The organism is Streptomyces sp. BA2 (genome assembly GCF_009769735.1).
Classification (GTDB): domain Bacteria; phylum Actinomycetota; class Actinomycetes; order Streptomycetales; family Streptomycetaceae; genus Streptomyces.
Map to the genome: position 1 here is coordinate 2764033 of NZ_WSRO01000002.1, position 21087 is coordinate 2785119.

Here is a 21087-nt window from a genome sequence, read left to right on the forward strand (position 1 = left end):
CGTACGTCGGTGGAGCTCAGCCCTCGGAGTGCGCGAGCTGACCCGTCTGCGGCTGCGGGCTGCGCTTCGCCTGGCCGAGGCCGGCGGCACGCATGACCATGCCCACGACGCCACCGGCGGCGATGATGACCATGCCGGCCCAGAAGCCCAGCGGGTTGGCCAACACCATGAAGGCACCCGATACGCAGAAACCGATGAAGGCGATGATGACACCGGTCCAGGCGGCCGGGGTGTGTCCGTGGCTGCTGCCCGCCATGACTTGCTCCTCGTTGCTGTATGCGTGGTGGTGATGCGTGGGGTGAGCCGAACGCTCACCGTTCCATTGTCCCGTACGCGCGCGGGTGCCTTGAGCGCGGGGTCTCATGCCTCGCGCGTCGGGTCCTCGCCGCGGTCCAGGGCCTTCCACAGGTCTTCGGGGCGGTCCGGGTCGACCTTGGGCGGCGCCTTGCGGGGGCGCGGGGCGCCGTCGCGTTCGTAGCGTCCCGACATCGCGGGCCAGGACCTGCCGTACGTCAGGGCGAGAAGACCGGCGATCAGGATCAGCGCGCCGGCGGCGGCCGCGGCGTACGGCCAGGCGGTGTGGCTGAGGTCACCGATCGTGGCGGCGGTGTCGCCGGAGGCCTCGGCGGCCTTCTCGTCGAGCGCGCCGCTGTCGTTCGCGGCGAGGAGGGCCGCGGCCACGGTGCCCGCGCCGCTCAGCGCGAGCAGCAGCGAGACGAGCATCCGTCCGGCCTTGCGGACGGCGAAGACGGCGACGAGCGCGGCGAGCCCCACTATCGCCAGGGCCGCGGGTACGCCCGTGACGTCGCTGCCCGTGGCGCTCAGCGGCAGTTCGCCCCCCGCGACCGAAGCGGTGCCCTTCGCCCAGGTCTGGCGGGACGCGAGCAGCGCGAGGGCCGCGCCGACCGCGCCGGACAGCAGGGCGAAGGCGATGCTGCGCCGACCGCTGCGCTGGGCCCGGGTCTCGGGCTCGGCGTCGGCCTCGGCGGCATCGGCGGCCTGGGTGCGGGGCGGAGGTACGGCAGAAGTCACCCCTCCACTATCCCTCACGTCCATCGGGGCGCCGCAGCCGGTTCGCCGTGTGGATGGCCCGCAGGACGGCCGCCGCCTTGTTGCGGCACTCGGTGTCCTCGGCGACCGGGTCGGAGTCGGCGACGACCCCGGCTCCGGCCTGGACGTATGCCGTGCCCTCGCGCAGGAGCGCGGTGCGGATGGCGATGGCGGTGTCGGAGTCGCCCGCGAAATCGAGATATCCGACACAGCCGCCGTACAGGCCGCGCCGGGAGGGTTCGAGCTCGTCGATGATCTGCATCGCGCGGGGCTTGGGGGCGCCGGAGAGGGTGCCCGCGGGGAAGCAGGCGGTGAGGACGTCGAAGGCGGTGCGGCCTTCGGCGACCTGTCCGGTGACCGTCGACACGATGTGCATGACGTGGGAGTACTTCTCGATGGACATGAAGTCGACGACCTCGACCGAGCCGGGCTCGCAGACGCGCCCCAGGTCGTTGCGGCCCAGGTCGACGAGCATCAGGTGCTCGGCGCGCTCCTTGGGGTCGGCGAGCAGCTCGTCGGCGAGGGCCTGGTCCTCCTGCGGCGTCGCGCCGCGCGGCCGGGTGCCCGCGATGGGGTGCACCATGGCGCGGCCGTCCTCGACCTTGACGAGGGCTTCGGGGGACGAGCCGACCACGTCGAAGCCGTCGAAGCGGAAGAGGTACATGTACGGCGACGGGTTGGTGGCCCGCAGCACGCGGTAGACGTCCAACGCGCTCGCGTCACAAGGGGTTTCGAAGCGCTGCGAGGGGACGACCTGGAAGGCCTCGCCCGCGCGGATGCGCTCCTTGATGTCCTCGACGGCTTCTTGGTACTGCTCGCCGCCCCACAGCGCGGTGTACGGCGGGAGCTCGGAGGGCGGCAGGGCGGCCGGGGGCTGGGAGACGGCCCGCGACAGGTCGGCCTCCATGGTGTCGAGGCGGGCCACGGCGTCGGCGTAGGCCTCGTCGACGCCTGTCTCCAGGTCGTTGTGGTTGATCGCGTTGGCGATCAGGAGCACGGAGCCGTCCCAGTGGTCGAGTACGGCGAGGTCGCTGGTGAGCAGCATGGTCAGCTCGGGCAGCTGGAGGTCGTCGCGCTCGCCGGGGCCGATCTTCTCCAGGCGCCGCACGATGTCGTAGCCGAGGTACCCGACCATCCCGCCGGTGAAGGGCGGCATCCCGGACGCCAGGTCGCGCGGGGTGTGCAGGGCCTCGACGGTGGCGCGCAGGGCGTCGAGCGGGTCGCCCGACGTGGGGACGCCGACGGGCGGGGTGCCCAGCCAGTGGGCCTCGCCGTCGCGGGTGGTGAGGGTGCCGGCGCTGCGGACGCCGACGAAGGAGTAGCGAGACCAGGAACGGCCGTTCTCCGCGGACTCCAGGAGGAACGTGCCGGGCCGCTCTGCGGCGAGCTTGCGGTAGAGGCCGACGGGAGTGTCGCCGTCCGCGAGGAGCCTGCGGCTGACGGGGATCACTCGGCGGTCGCTCGCGAGCTTGCGGAAGGTCTCGAGATCCATGGGAGGAGCTTACGGCCGTGCGGGTGGCGGACGGTGTTTCTGGCCGACAGGTGGAACACCGGCCGCTAGAACGGGACGATGACCAACCGCCGTACGCTGCCCGCCCTCGCCCTCCTCCTCGCCTCGACCGCGTTCGCGGCCTCCGCGCCCGACCCCGTGGTGTGGCCCGCCCCCAAGGACGTACCCGAGAGGGTCCGGGCCGCGGGCCTGGAGATGCTCGACTCCGAAGGGATGGACATGCACATCCACACCACCCTGAAGGTGTACTCCGGGGCCAGCCCCGTCACGGTTCCCGCGGACATCGGCATCGACCGCTCGGGCCCCGAGCCCCGCTACAGCCCGCTGCACACGCACGACACCACCGGCACCCTGCACGTGGAGTCGGAGGAGTGGCGGGACTTCACCCTGGGTCAGTTCATGACCCAGTGGGGCGTGAGCGGTGTACGGGAGAAGTGCCGCGCCGATGTCGGTGGGCGCTCCTGGGCGGGCGATCCGTCCCGCATCGTGCTGCGGGACGGCGAGACGATCACGCTTCGGTGCCGGTGAAGGTGACCGTGAGGGAGTCGGAGTCGAAGCACGTGCGGGTGCCCGTGTGACAGGCGGCGCCGATCTGGTCGACCTGGACGAGGACGGTGTCCGCGTCGCAGTCGAGAGCCACGGACTTCACGTACTGGAAGTGGCCTGACGTGTCGCCCTTGACCCAGTACTCCTGACGGCTGCGCGACCAGTACGTGCAGCGTCCCGTGGTGAGCGTGCGGTGCAGCGCCTCGTCGTCCATCCAGCCCAGCATCAGCACCTCGCCGGTGTCGTACTGCTGGGCGATGGCGGGGACGAGGCCGTCCGTGCCGCGCTTGAGGCGGGCGGCGATCTCTGGGTCCAGGCTGCTGGGCGGGGGCGTGGCGGTCATGGGGCCATTGTGCCGCGCCCTGGAGCCTCGCCGGGCCGCGTCCACTGGGCGGACCTCTTTCCGAGTCGTAGGCTGGATGGCATGTCGACCCATGCCAAGCGTGAACGACTTCTCCTCGCCGATCTGTTGGAGGCGGAGGGCCCTGACGCCCCCACCCTCTGCGAGGGCTGGAACACCCGTGATCTCGCGGCCCACGTGGTGGTCCGCGAGCGGCGGGCGGACGCCGCGGGCGGGCTGCTGATCAAGCAGCTGGCCGCGCGCCTGGAGCGTGTGCAGGCCGAGTTCGCCGCGAAGCCGTACGAGGAACTGATCCAGCTGATCAGGACGGGCCCGCCGCGCTTCTCCCCCTTCTCCCTCAAACAGATCGACGAGGCGTCGAACGCCGTGGAGTTCTACGTCCACACGGAGGACGTGCGCCGCGCCCGGCCCGACTGGACGCCGCGCGAGCTCGACCCGGTCTTCTCCGACGTCCTGTGGTCCCGGCTCGAACGGATGGCCCGCCTCATGGGCCGCAAGGCTCCGGTGGGCCTGGTCCTGCGCCGCCCGGACGGCCAGACGGCGGTGGCGCACCGCGGCACTCCCGTGGTGACGGTGACCGGAGAGCCGTCCGAGCTTGTGATGTTCGTGCACGGACGCCAGGACGCGGCCAACGTCGAACTGGACGGCGACAAGGACGCGATCGCCCGACTGCACGAGACGAAGCAGCTGGGCATCTGATGATCCGGGTCGCGATGACCGGGGTGTACGTGGACGACGTGGCCAAGGCCCACGCCTTCTACACGGACGTCCTGGGCTTCGAGACCCGGCATCACGTGGACATGGTGGCCGGGCAGGTCTTCGTCACCGTGGGGGCGGCGGCGGGGGCGCAGCCCGACTTGGAGCTGCTGCTGGAACCGGGCGAGGGGCCGATCGCGGAGCCGTACCGCAAGGCGCTGCACGAGGCCGGGATCCCGGCCATCGTCTTCGGCGTCGATGACGTACGGGCCGAGCACGAACGGCTCGTCGGCCTCGGGGTCCGGTTCACTCAGGGGCCCGAGGAGCAGGGGCCTGTGATCACTGCGGTGCTCGACGACACGGTGGGGAATCTGGTGCAGCTGATGCAGGTCGCGTCCGCCGGGTAGGGGTCTCAGCGGGGCAGCTCCGCGTGGCGCAGGGCGCCGGAGCAGAGGCCAAGCACCCCTCCCGCCGCGCTCACCGCCGCGCTCACGGCGAACACCGGCTCGACGCCCCAGGCGCCGATCGCCGCGCCGACCACGGGGTACGTCATGGGCGCGAAGCCGACCGTGAAGAGCGTCGCCACCGAGGTGACGCGCCCCAGGTAGGCGGGCTCGGTGACGGTCTGGACGAGGGCGCCGATCAGCGCGCCGCCGAGGCCCGTGCACAGGCCGACGCAGAGCCCGGCCACCGCCGCGACGGCGACCGAGGGGGCGAAGCCGATCGCACCCAGCGCGACGGAGCCCGCCACCACTCCCCAGGACTGCACGGCTCCGGCCCTGGCTATCCGCCCGCGCACGGCAAGCAGCAGCGCCGCCGCACCTGCGCCGACGCCGAAGCCGCCCACGGTCCAGGCCATGCCCGCGGCGCCCCAGCCGCGCTCGTCGGCGAGCAGCACGATGCCGATGTTGGCGGGCCCCGAGAAGCCCAGCTCCATCACGGCGGCGACCAGGAGCAGCGGGGCCAGCACCCGGTGTCCCCGGATGTACCGCAGCCCGCCCACGAGCTGGCGCCGGGCGGTCTCACTCGTCCCCGCTTCCTCGTCGGGCGCCAACTCCCGCACGCGTACCGCCATCAGCAGCACCAGCGAGACCGCGAAGAGCACCCCCGCCACGCCGAACCCGGCCGCGGGTCCGCCCACCGCCACCGCGAGACCGCCGAGCGGCGCCGCGACGACCGTGGCGACGCGCTGCGCGAACCCCCGCATCCCCTGCACTCTGCCGAGCTCTCCCGGCGACGTGATGCGGGCCGGCAGGGCGCCGACGCTCGGCAGGAACAGCGCGTCCACGGCACCGAAGACCAGGGCGACGAGGACAAGGAGCCAGATGCCGGGGGTCGCGAGCAGGAGCAGCACGGCCACGGCGAGGATGATCACGCAGCGCACCGCGTCGCTCCCGATGACCACCCGGCGTGGCCCGAAGCGGTCGGCGATCACTCCGCCGCCGAGCATGAGCACGGCGCGCGGCACGGAGCCGACGGCCAGGACGAGCCCTGCCTGCGCGGGGCTGCCGCTGCGGGTGGCGGCCCAGGAGAGCGCCACGAAGTAGATGCTGTCGCCGACCATCGACGCGGTGTAGGCGCTGAGCCAGCGCAGGACGTTGCCGTCCCGGTGCGCGGGCTTCCGGGTGGCGGGGGCCGTGCGTATGCCGGTGGTGGTCACGTGGGGCAGCCCTCTCAGATCCGGAAGGGGAAGCTGGCCAGGTGCACGGCGACGTTCTCGCGCCCCTCGGTGTCGCCCGCCGCCTCGGCGGCCTTGCCCTGCTCCTCGTACGTCTTGATCAGGGCGTGGATCTCGGCGTTGAGCCGGGTGAGTTCGGCGGGGTTCAGGCGGGCGAGGAAGTCCGACTGGTCGGCCGCCATGCGCCATTCGGCGCCCCATGCCTCCTGCTGGGCGAGGTAGGTCTCGTACTGCTCCTGGCGGTGCGCGATGAGGCTGCGGACGACGGCCGTGTGCGTGGCTGCCCCCTCAGGGGTGTCCTTGAAGTCCTCGTGCCGGAAGCTCACGGTCTCCTGCGCGGCCTGCCACCACCGCTCCCGCGCGTCTTCGCTCTGCACCTCGGCCTCCTCGATGAGGCCGTGCTCCGCGAGCTTGCGCAGGTGGTAGCTGACCAGTGAGACCGCCTCGTCGACCTGCGAGGCGAGCTGCGACGCCGTCGAAGGGCCCGCCACCCGCAGCGTGCCGTAGACCTTCAGACGCAACGGATGCCCCAATGCCTTGAGCGTGCCGAGGTCGGTGATGCGGCGGGACTCGACGCCGGGCTTGGGCTGCTTGTCGTTCATGCCTTCACCGTAGATACGAAAGAAAACTTGCGCAATATAAATTGCGCAACTTTCCCTTCGCATCTCGCGAGCAGAAAGCCCTGGCCACCCAGTGACCAGGGCTTACGCGAAGACGCGAAGAACGCGGCTCAGCGGACGGGGTGACCCGCCTCCCGAAGGGTTTCCTTCACCTCGCCGATCCGCAGATCCCCGAAGTGGAAGACCGACGCGGCGAGCACCGCGTCCGCGCCGGCCGCGATCGCCGGCGGGAAGTGGTCGAGGCGGCCCGCGCCGCCGGACGCGATGACAGGGACGGTGACGTGGCGTCGTACCGCCGCGATCATCTCGATGTCGTAGCCGTCCTTGGTGCCGTCCGCGTCCATCGAGTTGAGGAGGATCTCCCCCGCGCCCAGCTCGGCGGCCTGGTGCGCCCACTCGACCGCGTCGATCCCGGCGGACTTGCGACCGCCGTGGGTCGTCACCTCGAAGCTCCCGGAGGCGGTCCGCCTCGCGTCCACCGACAGGACGAGCACCTGGCGGCCGAAACGCTCCGCGATCTCGCGGATCAGCTCCGGCCGTGCGATGGCGGCCGTGTTCACGCCCACCTTGTCCGCACCGGCCCGCAGGAGCTTGTCGACGTCCTCCGCCGTGCGGACGCCGCCGCCCACCGTGAGCGGGATGAAGACCTGCTCGGCGGTGCGCCGGACCACGTCGTACGTCGTCTCACGGTTGCCCGACGACGCCGTGATGTCCAGGAAGGTGAGTTCGTCGGCGCCTTCGGCGTCGTACACCTTGGCCATCTCGACGGGGTCGCCCGCGTCGCGCAGGTTCTGGAAGTTGACGCCCTTGACGACCCGGCCGTTGTCCACGTCCAGGCAAGGGATGACTCGTACGGAGAGGGTCATTCCGCGACACCTGCCCGCGGGCCGTAGGCCTCCACCTCGACCTCGACGACCAGACTCGGGTCGATGAAGCCGGAGACGATGATCATCGAAGCGGCGGGACGGACGTCGTCGAAGAGCTCCTTGTGGGCCCGGCCGACCTCCTCCACGTCCCGCGCGTGGGTCAGATACATGCGGGTGCGTACGACGTGCTCCCGGCCGAGGCCCAGCTTCTTCAAGGCCTCGACGGCGACGTGGAAGGCGTTGGCCGCCTGCTCGTAGGGGGTCCCGGCGTCTATGACGCCGTTCACCACCGACGTGCAGCCCGACACCAGGACGAGGCCGTTGGGCAGCTCGACCGCGCGGGAGTAGCCGATGGCCTCTTCCCACGGGCCGCCCGAGCTCACCCTGCGGACGATGTCACTCATGACGTCGCCACCGCGGCGAGTGCCTCTTCGAGCGTGAACGCCTTGGCGTACAGCGCCTTGCCGACGATGGCGCCCTCGACGCCCTGCGGGACGAGCTCGGCGATCGCGCGCAGGTCGTCCAGGGACGAGACGCCGCCCGAGGCGACCACGGGACGGTCCGTCGCCGCGCAGACGCCCCGCAGGAGCTCCAGGTTCGGGCCCTGCAGCGTGCCGTCCTTGGCGATGTCGGTGACGACATAGCGGGCGCAGCCCTCGGAGTTGAGGCGCTCCAGGGTCTCGTAGAGGTCGCCGCCGTCGCGGGTCCAGCCGCGGCCGCGCAGGGTCGTGCCGCGTACGTCGAGGCCGACCGCGATCTTGTCGCCGTGCGACGCGATGACCTTGGCGACCCAGTCCGGGGTCTCCAGGGCGGCGGTGCCGAGGTTCACGCGCGTGCAGCCGGTGGCGAGCGCGGCCTCCAGGGACGCGTCGTCGCGGATGCCGCCGGACAGCTCGACCTTGATGTCCATGGCGCCCGCGACCTCGGCGATGAGCGCGCGGTTGTCGCCGGTGCCGAACGCGGCGTCCAGGTCCACCAGGTGCAGCCACTCGGCGCCCGACCGCTGCCAGGAGAGGGCGGCCTCAAGGGGGGAGCCGTAGGAGGTCTCCGATCCGGACTCGCCGTGGACGAGGCGTACGGCCTGGCCGTCGCGGACGTCGACGGCGGGGAGGAGTTCGAGCTTGCTCACAGAAATCCCTGACATCCCTAGAGGGTTCCGATCCAGTTGGTGAGGAGCTGGGCGCCGGCGTCGCCGGACTTCTCGGGGTGGAACTGCGTGGCCCACAGCGCGCCGTTCTCGACGGCGGCCACGAAGGGCTCGCCGTGCGTGGTCCAGGCGACCTTGGGCGCCCGGAAGGCGGGGTTGCCGACCTCGAAGTCCCAGTGGTGCACCGCGTACGAGTGCACGAAGTAGAAGCGGGCTTCGGCGTCGAGGCCCGCGAAGAGCTGGGAGTCGTCCGCGGCCTGGACCGTGTTCCAGCCCATGTGCGGGACGATGTCGGCCTTCAGCGGCTCGACGGTGCCGGGCCACTCGTCGAGGCCATCGGCCTCCACGTCGTGCTCGATGCCGCGCGCGAAGAGGATCTGCATGCCGACGCAGATGCCCATCACGGGTCGGCCGCCCGCGAGCCTGCGGCCCACGATCCAGTCGCCGCGGGCCTCCTTGAGCCCCTGCATGCAGGCGGCGAAGGCGCCCACACCGGGGACGAGGAGGCCGTCGGCGTTCATGGCCGTGTCGTAGTCACGGGTGATCTCGACGTCCGCGCCCGCGCGCGCGAGGGCGCGCTCGGCGGAACGGACGTTCCCGAAGCCGTAGTCGAAGACGACGACCTTCTTGGGAGCGGTCATATGTGGATCAGCCCCCTCAGTTCCAGTAGTCGAGCCGCATGACGCCCGCGACGATGCACATGGCCGCGCCGATGGAGAGCAGCGTGATCAGGCTCTTGGGCATCCCCTGCTTGACGAAGGAGATGATGCCGCCGATCAGGAAGAGACCGACGACGATCAGGATGGTGTTGAGACCGGTCATGGCTTTACAGCGCGCCCTTCGTGGAGGGGAGGATCCCGGCGGCGCGGGGGTCACGCTCGGACGCGTAGCGCAGCGCGCGGGCGAGGGCCTTGAACTGGCACTCCACGATGTGGTGGGCGTTGCGGCCGTAGGGCACGTGCACGTGCAGGGCGATCTGGGCCTGCGCGACGAAGGACTCCAGGATGTGCCGGGTCATCGTCGTGTCGTACGTGCCGATCATCGGCGCCATGGTCTCGGGCTCGGTGTGCACGAGGTACGGGCGGCCGCTCAGGTCGACGGTCACCTGGGCGAGCGACTCGTCCAGCGGGACCGTGCAGTTGCCGAAGCGGTAGATGCCGACCTTGTCGCCGAGCGCCTGCTTGAAGGCGGCGCCCAGGGCGAGGGCGGTGTCCTCGATGGTGTGGTGGGTGTCGATGTGCAGGTCGCCCTCGGTCTTGACCGTGAGGTCGAAGAGGCCGTGGCGGCCGAGCTGGTCGAGCATGTGGTCGTAGAAACCGACACCCGTCGAGACCTCGACCTTGCCGGTGCCGTCGAGATCGATCTCGACGAGGACCGACGTCTCCTTCGTGGTCCGTTCGACCCGTCCAACGCGGCTCATGCCAGCTGCTCCTTCTTCAGTTCGCGTACCGCATCGAGGAACGCGTCGTTCTCTTCCGGGGTTCCTGCGGAGACCCGCAGCCATCCCGGCACTCCGTTGTCCCGGACCAGGACGCCCCGGTCGAGGATCCGCTGCCAGACCGCGTGGGCGGCCCCTTCGCCCTCGAACCGCCCGAACTGGACGAAGTTGGCGTCGGAGTCGGTCACTTCATAGCCGATCGCACGCAGCTCGCTCACAAGGCGGTCGCGCTCCTGCTTCAGCTGCTCGACGTACTTCAGGAGCGTGTCGGTGTGCTCCAGGGCGGCGAGCGCGGTGGCCTGCGTGACGGCCGACAGGTGGTACGGCAGGCGTACGAGCTGCACGGCGTCGACGACCGCCGGGTCGGCGGCGAGGTAGCCGAGGCGCAGCCCGGCCGCTCCGAAGGCCTTCGACATGGTCCGCGAGATGACGAGGTTCGGCCGTCCCGCGAGCAGCGGCAGCAGCGAGTCGCCGTGGCTGAACTCGACGTACGCCTCGTCCACGACCACCATCGACGGCTTGGCGGCCTGTGCGGCTTCGTAGAGCGCGAGGACCGTGTCGCCGGAGACGGCGTTGCCCGTGGGGTTGTTGGGCGTGGTGACGAAGACGACGTCGGGCTGGTTCTCGGCGATGGTCTTCGTCGCCGCTTCGACGTCGATCGTGAAGTCGTCGCCGCGGGGGCCCGAGATCCAGCCCGTGCCGGTGCCGCGCGCGATGAGGCCGTGCATCGAGTACGAGGGCTCGAAACCGATGGCGGTGCGTCCGGGCCCGCCGAAGGTCTGCAGGAGCTGCTGGATGACTTCGTTCGAGCCGTTGGCCGCCCAGACGTTGGCGAGGGTGACCTCGTGGCCGCCGGTGTTCGTGAGGTAGCGCGCGAGCTCGGTGCGCAGCTCGACCGCGTCGCGGTCGGGGTAGCGGTTGAGGTCGCGTGCCGCCTCGCGGACCCGCTCGGCGATGCGCTCGACGAGCGGCTCGGGGAGCGGGTAGGGGTTCTCGTTCGTGTTCAGGCGTACGGGTACGTCGAGCTGGGGCGCCCCATAAGGGGATTTGCCGCGCAGTTCGTCGCGTACGGGAAGGTCGTCGATGTTGGTCACTTGTTCTCCGGCACCTTCCATCCGAACCTCGCCTTGATGGCCGCACCGTGCGCGGGCAGGTCCTCGGCCTCGGCGAGCGTCACCACGTGCTGGGCCACGTCGGCGAGCGCGTCGCGGGTGTAGTCGACGATGTGGATGCCGCGCAGGAACGACTGGACGCTGAGCCCCGAGGAGTGGCAGGCGCAGCCGCCCGTCGGCAGGACGTGATTGGACCCTGCGCAGTAGTCACCGAGGGAGACGGGCGCCCAGGGGCCGACGAAGATCGCGCCCGCGTTCTTGACGCGGTCCGCGACGGCGGCGGCGTCCGCGGTCTGGATCTCCAGGTGCTCGGCGCCGTACGCGTCGACGACGCGCAGGCCCTCCTTCAGGCCGTCGACCAGGACGATCGCGGACTGCCTGCCCGCCAGGGCGGGGACGATCCGGTCCTCGACGTGCTTGGTCGCGGCGACCTGCGGCTCCAGCTCCTTGGCGACGGCGTCGGCAAGCGCCACGGAGTCGGTGACGAGGACGGCGGCCGCGAGCGGGTCGTGCTCGGCCTGGCTGATCAGGTCGGACGCGACGTGCGCCGGGTCGGCGGTGTCGTCGGCGAGGACCGCGATCTCGGTCGGGCCCGCCTCGGTGTCGATGCCGATGCGTCCGGTGAAGTAGCGCTTGGCGGCCGCGACCCAGATGTTGCCGGGCCCGGTGACCATGTTGGCCGGGGCGCAGGTCTCGGTGCCGTACGCGAACATGGCGACGGCCTGGGCGCCGCCGACCGCGTACACCTCGTCGATGCCGAGGAGGGCGCAGGCGGCGAGGATCGTCGGGTGCGGGAGTCCGCTGAAGTCCTTCTGCGGCGGGGACGCGAGCGCCATCGACTCGACGCCCGCCTCTTGTGCCGGGACCGCGTTCATGATCACGGAGGACGGGTAGACGGAGCGGCCGCCCGGGGCGTAGAGCCCGACGCGCTCGACCGGCACCCACTTCTCGGTGACCGTGCCGCCGGGGACGACCTGGGTGGTGTGCGGGGCGCGGCGCTGCTCGCGGTGGACGATGCGGGCGCGGCGGATCGACTCCTCGAGCGCCTCGCGCACGAGCGGGTCGAGACCGGCCAGGGCTTCGGCGATGGCGGTCGCGGGGACGCGGACCTGCGCAAGGCGTACTCCGTCGAACTTCTCCGCGTATTCGATCAGCGCCGCGTCGCCCCGATGATGTACGTCCTCGCAGATGGGCCGCACCTTCTCCAGGGCGGCCGCGACGTCGAAGTCGGCACGGGGCAGCAGGGCGCGCAGGGCGGGACCCTCGGGGAGGGCGTCGCCGCGCAGATCGATTCGGGAGATCACATGGCCAATTCTCTCAGACCCTGATTCCGGGCCGGACGCCGTATCACTGGCTGATATGAATCCCGGAAGACCACGTTCACCACTAGCGTTCAGCCCGTCACTGAGCGGGCATGAACAGGTGTACGAGAGCCAGCGCATCGCAGGAGCACGGGGAGGACAACAGCAGTGGTCGACGACACCGGCACCGGGGACCCGCCGGACGGACTGACCGCCGCCGAGATCGGCATGTGGCAGGCCTTCCGCAACGGCAGCGTCTATGACCTCCGCTCCGGGGACGCGATGGCGGACGACCCGCACGGCGGCCACCCCTGGGGTCCGGAACGCAGCGTGCGCGCGCGCATCGTGTGCTGGCTGCTCCTCGACGGGCCGCCCGCCCTCTCGGGCCGGGTCTCGTCGCTGAAGCTCTCGGGCCTCCAGATCACGGACGTACTCGATCTTGCGGGCGGCGAGGTCCTTCCCTACGCCGAGCTGAAGCACTGCCGCTTCGAGAAGGAAGTGCTCGTCCCCGAGGCCAAGTTCACCACGTTGCGTCTCGTCAACTGCTCGATCCCGCGCGTGGAGGCGGCCCGCGTGCACACGGAGGGCGATCTGCACCTGCCGCGCTGCCGGATCCACAACGGCATGCGGCTCACGGACGCCCAGATCGGCACCGACCTCCTTATCAACCAGGCCGTGATCTACCGCGACCGGCGCGGCAACTCGATCATGGGCGACGGGCTCTCGGTCGGGCAGGACCTCCAGGCCGAGATGATGGAGTCGCACGGCCAGCTGAGCCTGCGCGGCGCGAAGGTCGGCGTCTCCTTCAGCCTGCGCGGCAGCAAGCTCGCCAATCCGTACGGCCAGCGGGCGCTCAACGCCCCGCAGATGACCGTGGAACGCACGCTGTACATGACGCCCGCCGCGCTCGGCGATCCCCCCATGACCAGCGGCACCACTCCCCCGCGCGGCACCCGCGTCCAGCGCTTCGAGTGCCAGGGCGGCATCAGGCTCGACGACGGGCGCTTCGGGGACGCCGTCGACCTGGCCCAGGCGCGCTTCACCCTGGAGAACGACCAGGAGGTGTCGCTGCGCCGCGTCCAGACCCCCGAGCTGCGCTTCCTCGGCGAGGCCCCGCAGCGCGGCAAGATCATTCTGTCCGGCGCCAAGGTCGTCACGCTCATCGACAAGTCGATCAGCTGGCCGGGTCCCGGCGGTCTCCAGATGGGCGGCTTCAGTTACGAGAACCTCGTCCCGCAGGGCAGCTTCCCGCTCTCCCGGCGGCTGAGCTGGGTGGCGGCCGCGACCGCCGAGTACAGCCCCGAGCCGTACGAGAAGCTGGCGACCGTCCTGCGCGACAGCGGCGAGGACGCCGACGCCCGCGAGGTCCTGCTCGCCAAGCAGCGCAGACGCCGCGAGACCCTGCCGCTCGCGGCGAAGCTCTGGGGCTTCGCCCAGGACTGGACGGTGGCCTACGGCTACCGGCCGGGCCGCGCCGCCCTCTGGATGGCGGTGCTCTGGGCGGTGAGCGCGGTGGCCTTCTCGCGCGCCGACCACCCGGCGATCAAACCGGGCGAGCACCCGAACTGGAACCCCGCCCTCTTCGCCCTCGATCTGCTGCTCCCGGTCATCAACCTCGGCCAGGACAGCTACTGGCAGCTGCGCGGCGGCTGGCAGTGGTTCGCGGCGATCCTGATCCTGCTCGGCTGGGTGCTCGCGACGACGGTCGCCGCGGGGGCGACGAGGCTGCTGCGGAGGAACTGAGCGGGCCTTCCGTGGCCACCGGGGACAGATATTTTGCTTTTCCTTGACCATGTGTCAGGCAACCGAACGACCGATGCGAAAGCTTCACCGGCCACCCCCTGGCACTGCCCCGACCTGCGGCTTTCAATACCCACACGATGGCACTGCTGCGCGCCCTTATCCGCACCGCTCGAATGGTCAGGAACACCCCGCTCCTCGCCGCCGGTCTGACCCCCGACGACGAGGTGCTCCTCGACGCGCCCGACGACCGTCTCGGCCCCGCGCTCGTCGCCGCGGGCCGGGGCGACCACGGCCCCGCCGCCAAGCTCCTCGCCATGACGCGCGAGGGCAACGAATGGGAGAACCGCGACCGCTACACGACGCGTCTGGCCGCCTTCGCCCGCTCCCGCTCCGAATGGTTCGACGACTGGCAGGCCGCCGCGCCGCACGACCCGGACGCGCTGCTCGTCAAGGCCGAGCTCGCGGTCGTCCGCGGCTGGGAGTCACCCGCCCGCGCCGAGCTGCTTCGCGAGACGGCGCCCCTGATCACCGCGGCCGCCGAGGCCGACCCGCGCGACCCCGTGCCGTGGCGGATCGCCCTGGACCACGCGCGCGGCACCCATGCCCCGCACTCGGTCTTCGACGCGCTCCGGGCCGAGGCGGTGCACCGCTCCTCGCACCACTACGGCTGCCACGCCTCGGCGCTCCAGTACCTGTCCGCCGCCTGGTACGGCTCGCACCGCCAGTGCTTCGACTTCGCCGAGCGCGCCGCACGCGACGCGCTGCCGGGATCGCTGATCCAGGCGCTGCCCGCGCGGGCCGCGTTCGCCTACCTCACCAGCGCTTCGGGGAGCGTGCCGCGCGAGCGCCTGGACGCCGCGGCCGACCTCGGGATCGCCCTGTCGCAGGAGTACGAGGCCGGGGATCCCTGGCCGGCGGAGGTCCGCAACGTCCTCACGTTCGTCCTCGTACGCCTGGAGCGGTGGAGCGACGCCCTCGAACAGCTGCGCCTCATCGGGCCCTATGCGACGTCCTTCCCCTGGGACCGCATGTCCGACGATCCGCTCGGCCAGTTCCTGGAACTGCGTGACGGCATACGCATCGAGGTGGCCTCCGGGACCCCGCTGCGCACCGGTGGCGGACGTCCGGCCGCCGGCGACCATTAGGCTTGAGGCTCGTGACCACCGTCCGGCTTCCGCTCTTCCCGCTCAACTCGGTGCTGTTCCCGGGGCTCGTGCTCCCGCTGAACGTGTTCGAGGAGCGTTATCGCGCCATGATGCGCGACCTGCTCAAGACTCCCGACGAGGAGCAGCGCCTCTTCGCGGTCGTCGCGATCCGCGACGGCCTGGAGGTGGCGCCGAGCGCCCCGGGTCTCCCTGACCCCACCTCGCAGCCCGAGCAGGGGCCGGCCGCCGGCTTCGGGGACGACCCGCTCAAGGCCTTCCACACGGTGGGCTGCGTGGCGGACGCGGCGACGATCAGGGAGCGCGCCGACGGCGGCTTCGAGGTGCTCGCCACCGGCACCTCACGCGTGCGCCTGCACTCCGTGGACGCGTCGGGCGCCTTCCTGACCGCGGAGGTCGAGGAGCTGCCCGAGGAACCGGGCGAGGAGGCGGGCACCCTCGCCGAGGGCGTCCTGCGGGCCTTTCGCTCCTACCAGAAGCGGCTCGCCGGGGCGCGCGAGCGGTCCCTCTCCACGGGCGCCGAACTGCCGGACGACCCGTCCGTGGTGTCGTATCTCGTCGCGGCCGCCGCCGTCCTCGACACCCCCACCAAGCAGCGGCTCCTCGAGGCGCCGGACACGGCGTCGCGCCTGCACGACGAGCTGAAAGTCCTTCGCGCCGAGACCGCCATCATCCGTAATCTGCCGTCGTTGCCCGCGACGGACCTGACGCGCGGCACCACAAGCCTCAACTGACGTAAGGCGCGAGCGCTTTGGCGAAGAAGCAGAAGAAACAGCAGTCGGGCGCCGGCGGCACCCCGGCGACGGTGGCCCTCACCGCGGCGGGCGCCGGCTACACCGTCCACGCCTACGAACACGACCCCGCGCACCCCTCGTACGGCGAAGAGGCGGCGCAGGCCATGGGCGTCTCCCCCGACCGGGTCTTCAAGACCCTGGTCGCGGAGGTCGACGGCGAGCTGACGGTGGCCGTCGTCCCCGTGGCGGGCACCCTGAACCTCAAGGCCCTGGCCACGGCCGTCTCCGGCAAGCGCGCGGTGATGGCGGACCCCTCGGCCGCCGAACGCACCACGGGGTACGTACGGGGCGGCATCTCGCCCCTGGGCCAGCGCAAGAAGCTCCGCACGGTCCTGGACGACTCGGCGTCGGCGCACGCCACGATCTGCGTCTCGGCGGGCCGCAGGGGCCTGGAAGTGGAACTGGCCCCCGGCGACCTGGCGCGTCTCACGGGCGCGGTGCTGGCCCCGATCGGGCGTGAATAGGCCCTCGACGAGGGCCGCGGGCTCGACTAGTACCACCCTCATGTCGAAGAAGACGCGCAAGAGGAAGTGGCGGGTACGCAAGGGCAAGGCGAACCACGGAAGGCGGCCCGCCTGAGATCTCTCAGCCCGCGCTGCCCTCGGTCCGCCCTGGGTCGTCCCCGTACGCCATGGGGTACGGCTCAGGGTCCCGCGGCCCGAAGAGGCCGGTAAGGCCCAGATGCACGAGCAGCGCGGCCACGGGCCAGGCAAGCAGCGCGCCCTTGGCCTTGAGCTCCAGAGGGGCGTCGAACGCGACGCCCTTGCCCACGGACTTCGCATGGGCGATGACATCCGTCTCGGGCCCGAGGAAGATCCCAAGACGCCAGGCGATCACTGCCCCGAGGAGGCCCCCTGCCGTCAGCCCGATGACCAGTGGAATCCCGCCCCGCCTGCGCAGCAGGAACACCACGGCGCCGCTCACCGCGCCGAACGCGAGCGCGAGGAGAGTGAACGTTCCGTCGACCCCGATCGCCTGCTCGCCCTCGGTGTCCTTGAGGAACACCGCCTCGTTGTCCGCGATCAACGGCACGCGCGGCGCGAGCCACAGCCACAGCAGCCCGAGCAGGAGTCCGCTGACGGCCACCGCGAGCGCGATCACAGCGGCCTGCCGCACTTCGGTCTTCATATCGGGACCGTCCTCCTCGTCCGCCGACGGGGGAACGGCTCCGGACGGCTGAGCGGCTTGCTGCCAGGGGTCGTGCGGGGGCTGGTCGTGGGGCGGCTGGGAGGGCGTCAGCGGTGCAGTCACCCACACATGGTGCCAGTACTGCCTGAGTACCGCTTCACCGCACAGTCAGGACCGCGCAGGACCACGGCGAAGTCCGCTTCAGCGCACGGCCGCACGGCGGTACGCCCAGGTGGCGATCGCCAGCGAGGCGACGCCGACCCCCGCGCAGACCGCGAGATCGAGGGCGACGGCGGCCCAGTCCGGATGCGGCCCGAAGGTACGGGCGAACGCCTCGACTCCGTACGTGGAAGGCAGCAGGTCACGGGCGTACTGCAGGAAGCCGGGCATCCGCTCGGCCGGGAGCACACCGAGAAGCAGGGCCGCGGACATGCCCAACTGCCCGAGCAGCGTGGCGAGTTCGGGCCGGGGCGCGAGCAGCCCGAGGGCGGCACCGAGCCCGGCGAGGGCGGCACCGGCCAGCGGGATCACCGCGGCGAGCACCCACAGGTGGGCCAGCGGGAGCCCGAAGAGGCCGCATCCGACGACCGCGGTGACGAGCGTGCCCGGCACGGTGAACGAGGCGTAGGCGGCCGCGGCGCCGAGGACCACCGAGGCGGGCGGCACGGGCAGCGTGGCGTAGTGGTCGAGGCCGCCGTCGGCCCGTAGCTGCCCGAAGTACTGCGCGAGCAGGTTGAGCGCGACGAACGCGACGACGAGTACGGAGGACCCGGCGACGACGGCACGCGCCTCGCCTCCCCCGTCCACGACGCCCCGCATCAGGATCATGATCCCGACGGACTGGAAGGTCGCCACGAAGAGCAGCGGAATGCGGGCGACCCGGGCCCGGGACAGCTGCGCCCGGTAGACGGCGGCAAGCGCGGGAAACAGCCGCGCACGGGGCCCCAGCGGCTCGGCGGCATCGCCCTGCCACTCACGGTCGTCGGCCCGTACGGCCGCTTCCAGGGGAACGGCACTCACCGAACAACCTTCCTGTCGCTGTTCATCCGCCCGGCGAAGGTCATGCCTTGACCAGCCCCTCCCCGTTCCCGCCGAGGGCGAGATACACGTCCTCCAGGCTGGGCGTAGCCAGGGTGAAGTCGTCCAGGGAGGCGAAGGCGTCCCCGCCGGTAACCGCAGCGACCGCGGCCCGAGCCTCATCAGGCGCAAGCCGCAGCGACCACCGCCGCCCGGATTCCACCGCGGACGAGCGAAGCGCCAGGACTTCGGGGACATCCAGTGGCGCCCGCTCCCGCCAGACGAGCTCCACCCGCACCTCGCCCGCGACCTGCTCCTTGAGACCCAGGGGGCTGTCGCAGGCGATGACCCTGCCGTGGTCGAGCACGGCGACGCGGTCGAGGACCGTCTCGGCCTCGATGACGTTGTGGGTGACGAGCAGCACCGTCGTGCCGCGCTCGGCCCTGCGCCGGTCGACCGCGCCCCAGACGGCGCGCCGCGCGATGGGGTCCATGCCGGTCGTCGGCTCGTCGAGGACAAGCAGCGGCCGCTCCCCCACCAGGGCGGTGGCGAAGCAGGCGAGCCTGCGCTGCCCGCCGGAAAGCTTCTTCAGGGGCCGCGAGGCGAGCCCGGTGAGCGCGAGTTCTTCGAGTACGCCGTCCCGCTCGGCCCGCGCCGCGCGCACGTCGAGTCCGCGCAGCCGCGCGGTCGTCTCGACGGCGAGCGAGACGGTCAGATCGTCGAGCGCGGTGGACTCCTGCCCCAGGTACGCGAGGATCCGCGCGGCCCGCTCGGGGTGGCGCAGGATGTCGTGCCCGAGGATCTCGACGCTCCCGCTGTCGGGCCGCATCAGACCGGTCAACTGACGTACGAGGGTGGACTTGCCGGCGCCGTTGGGCCCGAGAAGGCCGAAGATCTCGCCGCGTCTGACCTCCAGGCTGATGCCGTCGGTGGCGCGAACCTCCGGCGTCGCGGGCGTGCCGCGCCTGCCACGGGCGGCGGGATACGTCTTGACGAGGTCGCGCACCGCGCAGACGGCATCACTGCCGTGACCCTGTCGGAGCCCCTGTCGGACTGCCTGTGCCGAGCGCGTACTCACGAAGGACGAGGGTACGGGGTCCCGTGCCCGGTACGACGCCCGGGGCGCCCCGTACGCCCCGTATCGGTCATGTGTTCACTCGCCGGAGCGGTCGCCCACCGGCGCGTGCTCCACCGCGGTGTGGACGTCGATCTCGCGCCAGAAGCCCGCCCGGATCGCGTACCGGTCGTGTTCGTCGATCTGGTCGTCCTTGTGGGCGAGCAGGCCGAAGCGGGCCGCGTACCGCAGGAGCTCGCCGTCGACGCGGTGCGGGATGCGCGGGTACATCGTCGAGAGCTTCTGCAGGTTGTGCTGTTCCGGCAGGCGGGCCATCCAGCGGCGCGCGAATACCTGCCCGACCTCGAAGGGGTCACCGCCGACCGTGGTGATGTCCTCCTCGCGGTCGGCCCAGCGCTGCTCGGCCGTCGTCAGCTGGGCGAGCGTCGGCAGGGCGGCGGCCTCCGGGCTCTCCGCGGCGCCGCCGGGGCGCTCGACCCAGCCCTTGTCGGAGGACCAGCGCAGGGTGGCGTTGGTGGGATGCTGCGCGGCCTGGGTGGTGCCGGGACCGCGCAGGGCGGCCAGGTCCTTGGGGGTGGGCACGCCCTTGCCCGGCGGGATGTGGTGGGCGCCGCCGCTGTCGCCGTTGGCCCCGGCTCCGGCTCCTGCCCCTGCCCCTGCTTCGGCGTGCTGGCCGTGCTGTGCGTGCTGGACCCCGGCGGCCTCGTCGGCGGCCCGCTGGGCGCTTGCCGCGAGCGCGGACTCCGGCAGCGGCGCGGAGAGGATCGCGGCGATCTCGGGGCGCGGGACGGGAGGGGGCGCGCAGACGCCGGTGAGCTCCTTCGGGCGTACGGCCTTGGTGATCCAGGCCCGGTCCAGGACGCGGCGCTCGTCGGCTTCGGCCACGAGGTCCTCGGACTGGTTGTAGTCCCCGTCGGCGGCCTGGACCGCCCACAGGTGGACGGCGACGCCGTGCTCCTTGGCGGCCATCATGCCGGGCAGCAGGTCGCCGTCGCCGGTGACGAGCACGATGTCCGAGCAGGCGCGGTTGCGGGCCAGCTCCGTCAGCTCGGCGTGCATGGCGGCGTCGACGCCCTTCTGGGCCCACCGGCCGTCGCTGCGGGTCAGCGCGCCGAGCCGGACCGTCACGCGCGGCATGACGCGCAGCCTGCGGTGCTCGGGCTGCGGTACGCGGTCGGGGGCTCCGTCGAACCAGTAGATCCGCAGGAGGGGGCGCTCGGTGTCGGATTCGGCGCGCTCACGGATGCCCTGGATCAGGGCGGTGTGATCGACGGTGATCCGGGACCGGGACGGCTCGCCCGCGAGGAGACTCGCGGCGGCACCCAGCAGATACCCGGCGTCCACCAGGACGATGCAGCGGTCCACGCGATCCACCCTCTTTCCCTGGAGATTCCCTGGAAGTAATGGTTCGGGTTTCCTTCGAGTCTGCCCGACCCGGCGGAGGTTAACGGCCGGAACTCGATCTTCGGCGTGGCGTATCTCGACTTCACTCTCCGACAGGGCTTATTACGCACGGTAATTCTCTGAAATGCGCACCTTGTCGGCATATGTGAATCTGGTCGCGTCCTGGCCCCCAGATCCCCCTCAGGAGGAAGATCACCATGGCCAAGAACAAGAACCGCAAGCAGGGCGGCGATCAGAACCGCGCTTCGGCCGCGGAGCAGGCGCAGGAGCAGGCCAAGTCGTCCGCGGAGCAGGCCGAGTCGAGGATGAAGGACGCCGTGCAGTCGCAGGGCAGCCCGGCCGAGGTCGCCCGCAAGCACCAGCGCCGTTTCGGCCACAACTGACGCCCACGCAGGCGTATATGCGTGAAGGGGCGCACCCGGACTTCCGGGTGCGCCC

At 71.5% G+C, this 21087-nt stretch carries 26 protein-coding genes; 8 read left to right on the forward strand and 18 right to left on the reverse strand.

Going from position 1 to position 21087, the window contains the following annotated elements:
- Positions 1 to 16 precede the first annotated feature (16 nt).
- The 3 genes from E5671_RS15125 to E5671_RS15135 form a co-directional block, all read right to left on the reverse strand.
- The gene (locus E5671_RS15125) at positions 17 to 256 is read right to left on the reverse strand and encodes an HGxxPAAW family protein (RefSeq protein WP_160504488.1); all 240 of its coding nucleotides are present in this window, start codon (positions 254 to 256) and stop codon (positions 17 to 19) included.
- A 104-nt stretch (positions 257 to 360) separates the two neighbouring features.
- A complete protein-coding gene (locus tag E5671_RS15130; RefSeq protein WP_336605760.1) occupies positions 361 to 1032 on the reverse strand; it encodes a TIGR02234 family membrane protein in 672 nt (223 codons plus the stop codon).
- Between the two features lie 7 nt (positions 1033 to 1039).
- Positions 1040 to 2542 (reverse strand): anthranilate synthase component I, encoded by a 1503-nt coding sequence (locus E5671_RS15135; RefSeq protein ID WP_160504490.1) that lies wholly within the window; start codon positions 2540 to 2542, stop codon positions 1040 to 1042.
- Between the two features lie 78 nt (positions 2543 to 2620).
- On the opposite strand from E5671_RS15135, the gene E5671_RS15140 reads away from it, so the two are divergent.
- A complete protein-coding gene (locus E5671_RS15140; RefSeq protein WP_160504491.1) occupies positions 2621 to 3088 on the forward strand; it encodes a hypothetical protein in 468 nt (155 codons plus the stop codon).
- Here E5671_RS15140 and hisI read toward each other — a convergent pair.
- Positions 3069 to 3449, reverse strand: coding sequence for a phosphoribosyl-AMP cyclohydrolase (gene hisI, locus E5671_RS15145; RefSeq protein ID WP_160504492.1), 381 nt, complete (start codon positions 3447 to 3449; stop codon positions 3069 to 3071). The two genes, E5671_RS15140 and hisI, sit on opposite strands and share 20 nt — an antisense overlap.
- Before the next feature lie 81 nt (positions 3450 to 3530).
- On the opposite strand from hisI, the gene E5671_RS15150 reads away from it, so the two are divergent.
- Both E5671_RS15150 and E5671_RS15155 read left to right on the forward strand, forming a co-directional pair.
- A complete protein-coding gene (locus E5671_RS15150; protein ID WP_160504493.1) occupies positions 3531 to 4166 on the forward strand; it encodes a TIGR03085 family metal-binding protein in 636 nt (211 codons plus the stop codon).
- Positions 4166 to 4570, forward strand: coding sequence for a VOC family protein (locus E5671_RS15155; RefSeq protein WP_160504494.1), 405 nt, complete (start codon positions 4166 to 4168; stop codon positions 4568 to 4570). The genes E5671_RS15150 and E5671_RS15155 overlap by 1 nt, the downstream gene beginning before the upstream one ends.
- 5 nt (positions 4571 to 4575) lie before the next feature.
- Here E5671_RS15155 and E5671_RS15160 read toward each other — a convergent pair whose 3' ends face one another.
- The 10 genes from E5671_RS15160 to hisD all read right to left on the reverse strand — a co-directional run bounded on the left by E5671_RS15160 (position 4576) and on the right by hisD (position 12328).
- Complete coding sequence (locus E5671_RS15160; RefSeq protein WP_336605761.1) at positions 4576 to 5823, reverse strand: MFS transporter; 1248 nt, start codon at positions 5821 to 5823, stop codon at positions 4576 to 4578.
- Positions 5824 to 5837: 14 nt separating this feature from the next.
- Complete coding sequence (locus E5671_RS15165; RefSeq protein ID WP_160504495.1) at positions 5838 to 6443, reverse strand: ArsR/SmtB family transcription factor; 606 nt, start codon at positions 6441 to 6443, stop codon at positions 5838 to 5840.
- A 128-nt stretch (positions 6444 to 6571) separates the two neighbouring features.
- The gene (gene hisF, locus E5671_RS15170; protein ID WP_160504496.1) at positions 6572 to 7327 is read right to left on the reverse strand and encodes an imidazole glycerol phosphate synthase subunit HisF; all 756 of its coding nucleotides are present in this window, start codon (positions 7325 to 7327) and stop codon (positions 6572 to 6574) included.
- Positions 7324 to 7731 carry a RidA family protein gene (locus tag E5671_RS15175; RefSeq protein WP_160504497.1) on the reverse strand — a complete coding sequence of 136 codons (408 nt, stop codon included), beginning with the start codon at positions 7729 to 7731 and terminating at the stop codon, positions 7324 to 7326. The genes hisF and E5671_RS15175 overlap by 4 nt, the downstream gene beginning before the upstream one ends.
- Positions 7728 to 8456, reverse strand: a complete 729-nt coding sequence (priA, locus tag E5671_RS15180; RefSeq protein WP_160510205.1) for a bifunctional 1-(5-phosphoribosyl)-5-((5-phosphoribosylamino)methylideneamino)imidazole-4-carboxamide isomerase/phosphoribosylanthranilate isomerase PriA — start codon at positions 8454 to 8456, stop codon at positions 7728 to 7730. The genes E5671_RS15175 and priA overlap by 4 nt, the downstream gene beginning before the upstream one ends.
- 17 nt (positions 8457 to 8473) lie before the next feature.
- Positions 8474 to 9115: an imidazole glycerol phosphate synthase subunit HisH gene (gene hisH, locus E5671_RS15185; protein ID WP_160504498.1), complete on the reverse strand. Its 642-nt coding sequence runs from the start codon at positions 9113 to 9115 to the stop codon at positions 8474 to 8476.
- 16 nt (positions 9116 to 9131) lie between these two features.
- Positions 9132 to 9296, reverse strand: a complete 165-nt coding sequence (locus tag E5671_RS45405) for a hypothetical protein (protein WP_202121127.1) — start codon at positions 9294 to 9296, stop codon at positions 9132 to 9134.
- A gap of 4 nt (positions 9297 to 9300) precedes the next feature.
- On the reverse strand, positions 9301 to 9894 hold the full coding sequence (gene hisB / locus E5671_RS15190; protein WP_135330188.1) for an imidazoleglycerol-phosphate dehydratase HisB: 594 nt from the start codon (positions 9892 to 9894) through the stop codon (positions 9301 to 9303).
- Complete coding sequence (locus E5671_RS15195) at positions 9891 to 11006, reverse strand: histidinol-phosphate transaminase (RefSeq protein ID WP_160504499.1); 1116 nt, start codon at positions 11004 to 11006, stop codon at positions 9891 to 9893. Before E5671_RS15195 ends, hisB begins: the two co-directional genes overlap by 4 nt.
- Positions 11003 to 12328: a histidinol dehydrogenase gene (gene hisD / locus E5671_RS15200; RefSeq protein ID WP_160504500.1), complete on the reverse strand. Its 1326-nt coding sequence runs from the start codon at positions 12326 to 12328 to the stop codon at positions 11003 to 11005. The genes E5671_RS15195 and hisD overlap by 4 nt, the downstream gene beginning before the upstream one ends.
- A gap of 225 nt (positions 12329 to 12553) precedes the next feature.
- Between hisD and E5671_RS15205 the strand changes: the two genes are divergently transcribed.
- The 4 genes from E5671_RS15205 (at position 12554) to ybaK (ending at position 16489) form a co-directional block, all read left to right on the forward strand.
- A complete protein-coding gene (locus tag E5671_RS15205) occupies positions 12554 to 14068 on the forward strand; it encodes an oxidoreductase (RefSeq protein WP_237330590.1) in 1515 nt (504 codons plus the stop codon).
- A gap of 137 nt (positions 14069 to 14205) precedes the next feature.
- Complete coding sequence (locus E5671_RS15210; protein WP_160504502.1) at positions 14206 to 15213, forward strand: hypothetical protein; 1008 nt, start codon at positions 14206 to 14208, stop codon at positions 15211 to 15213.
- Between the two features lie 11 nt (positions 15214 to 15224).
- A complete protein-coding gene (locus E5671_RS15215) occupies positions 15225 to 15965 on the forward strand; it encodes an LON peptidase substrate-binding domain-containing protein (RefSeq protein ID WP_160504503.1) in 741 nt (246 codons plus the stop codon).
- A gap of 17 nt (positions 15966 to 15982) precedes the next feature.
- Positions 15983 to 16489, forward strand: coding sequence for a Cys-tRNA(Pro) deacylase (gene ybaK / locus E5671_RS15220; RefSeq protein ID WP_160504504.1), 507 nt, complete (start codon positions 15983 to 15985; stop codon positions 16487 to 16489).
- A 121-nt stretch (positions 16490 to 16610) separates the two neighbouring features.
- Here ybaK and E5671_RS15225 read toward each other — a convergent pair whose 3' ends face one another.
- From E5671_RS15225 to E5671_RS15240, 4 genes are all read right to left on the reverse strand, one after another.
- Positions 16611 to 17276, reverse strand: a complete 666-nt coding sequence (locus E5671_RS15225) for a DUF2567 domain-containing protein (RefSeq protein ID WP_160504505.1) — start codon at positions 17274 to 17276, stop codon at positions 16611 to 16613.
- A gap of 78 nt (positions 17277 to 17354) precedes the next feature.
- Positions 17355 to 18173: an ABC transporter permease gene (locus tag E5671_RS15230; RefSeq protein ID WP_160504506.1), complete on the reverse strand. Its 819-nt coding sequence runs from the start codon at positions 18171 to 18173 to the stop codon at positions 17355 to 17357.
- Between the two features lie 40 nt (positions 18174 to 18213).
- Positions 18214 to 19248, reverse strand: a complete 1035-nt coding sequence (locus E5671_RS15235; protein WP_443032621.1) for an ABC transporter ATP-binding protein — start codon at positions 19246 to 19248, stop codon at positions 18214 to 18216.
- Positions 19249 to 19323: 75 nt separating this feature from the next.
- Positions 19324 to 20610, reverse strand: coding sequence for an NYN domain-containing protein (locus tag E5671_RS15240; RefSeq protein ID WP_160504508.1), 1287 nt, complete (start codon positions 20608 to 20610; stop codon positions 19324 to 19326).
- A 236-nt stretch (positions 20611 to 20846) separates the two neighbouring features.
- Between E5671_RS15240 and E5671_RS15245 the strand changes: the two genes are divergently transcribed.
- Positions 20847 to 21032: a hypothetical protein gene (locus E5671_RS15245; RefSeq protein ID WP_160504509.1), complete on the forward strand. Its 186-nt coding sequence runs from the start codon at positions 20847 to 20849 to the stop codon at positions 21030 to 21032.
- Positions 21033 to 21087 lie beyond the last annotated feature (55 nt).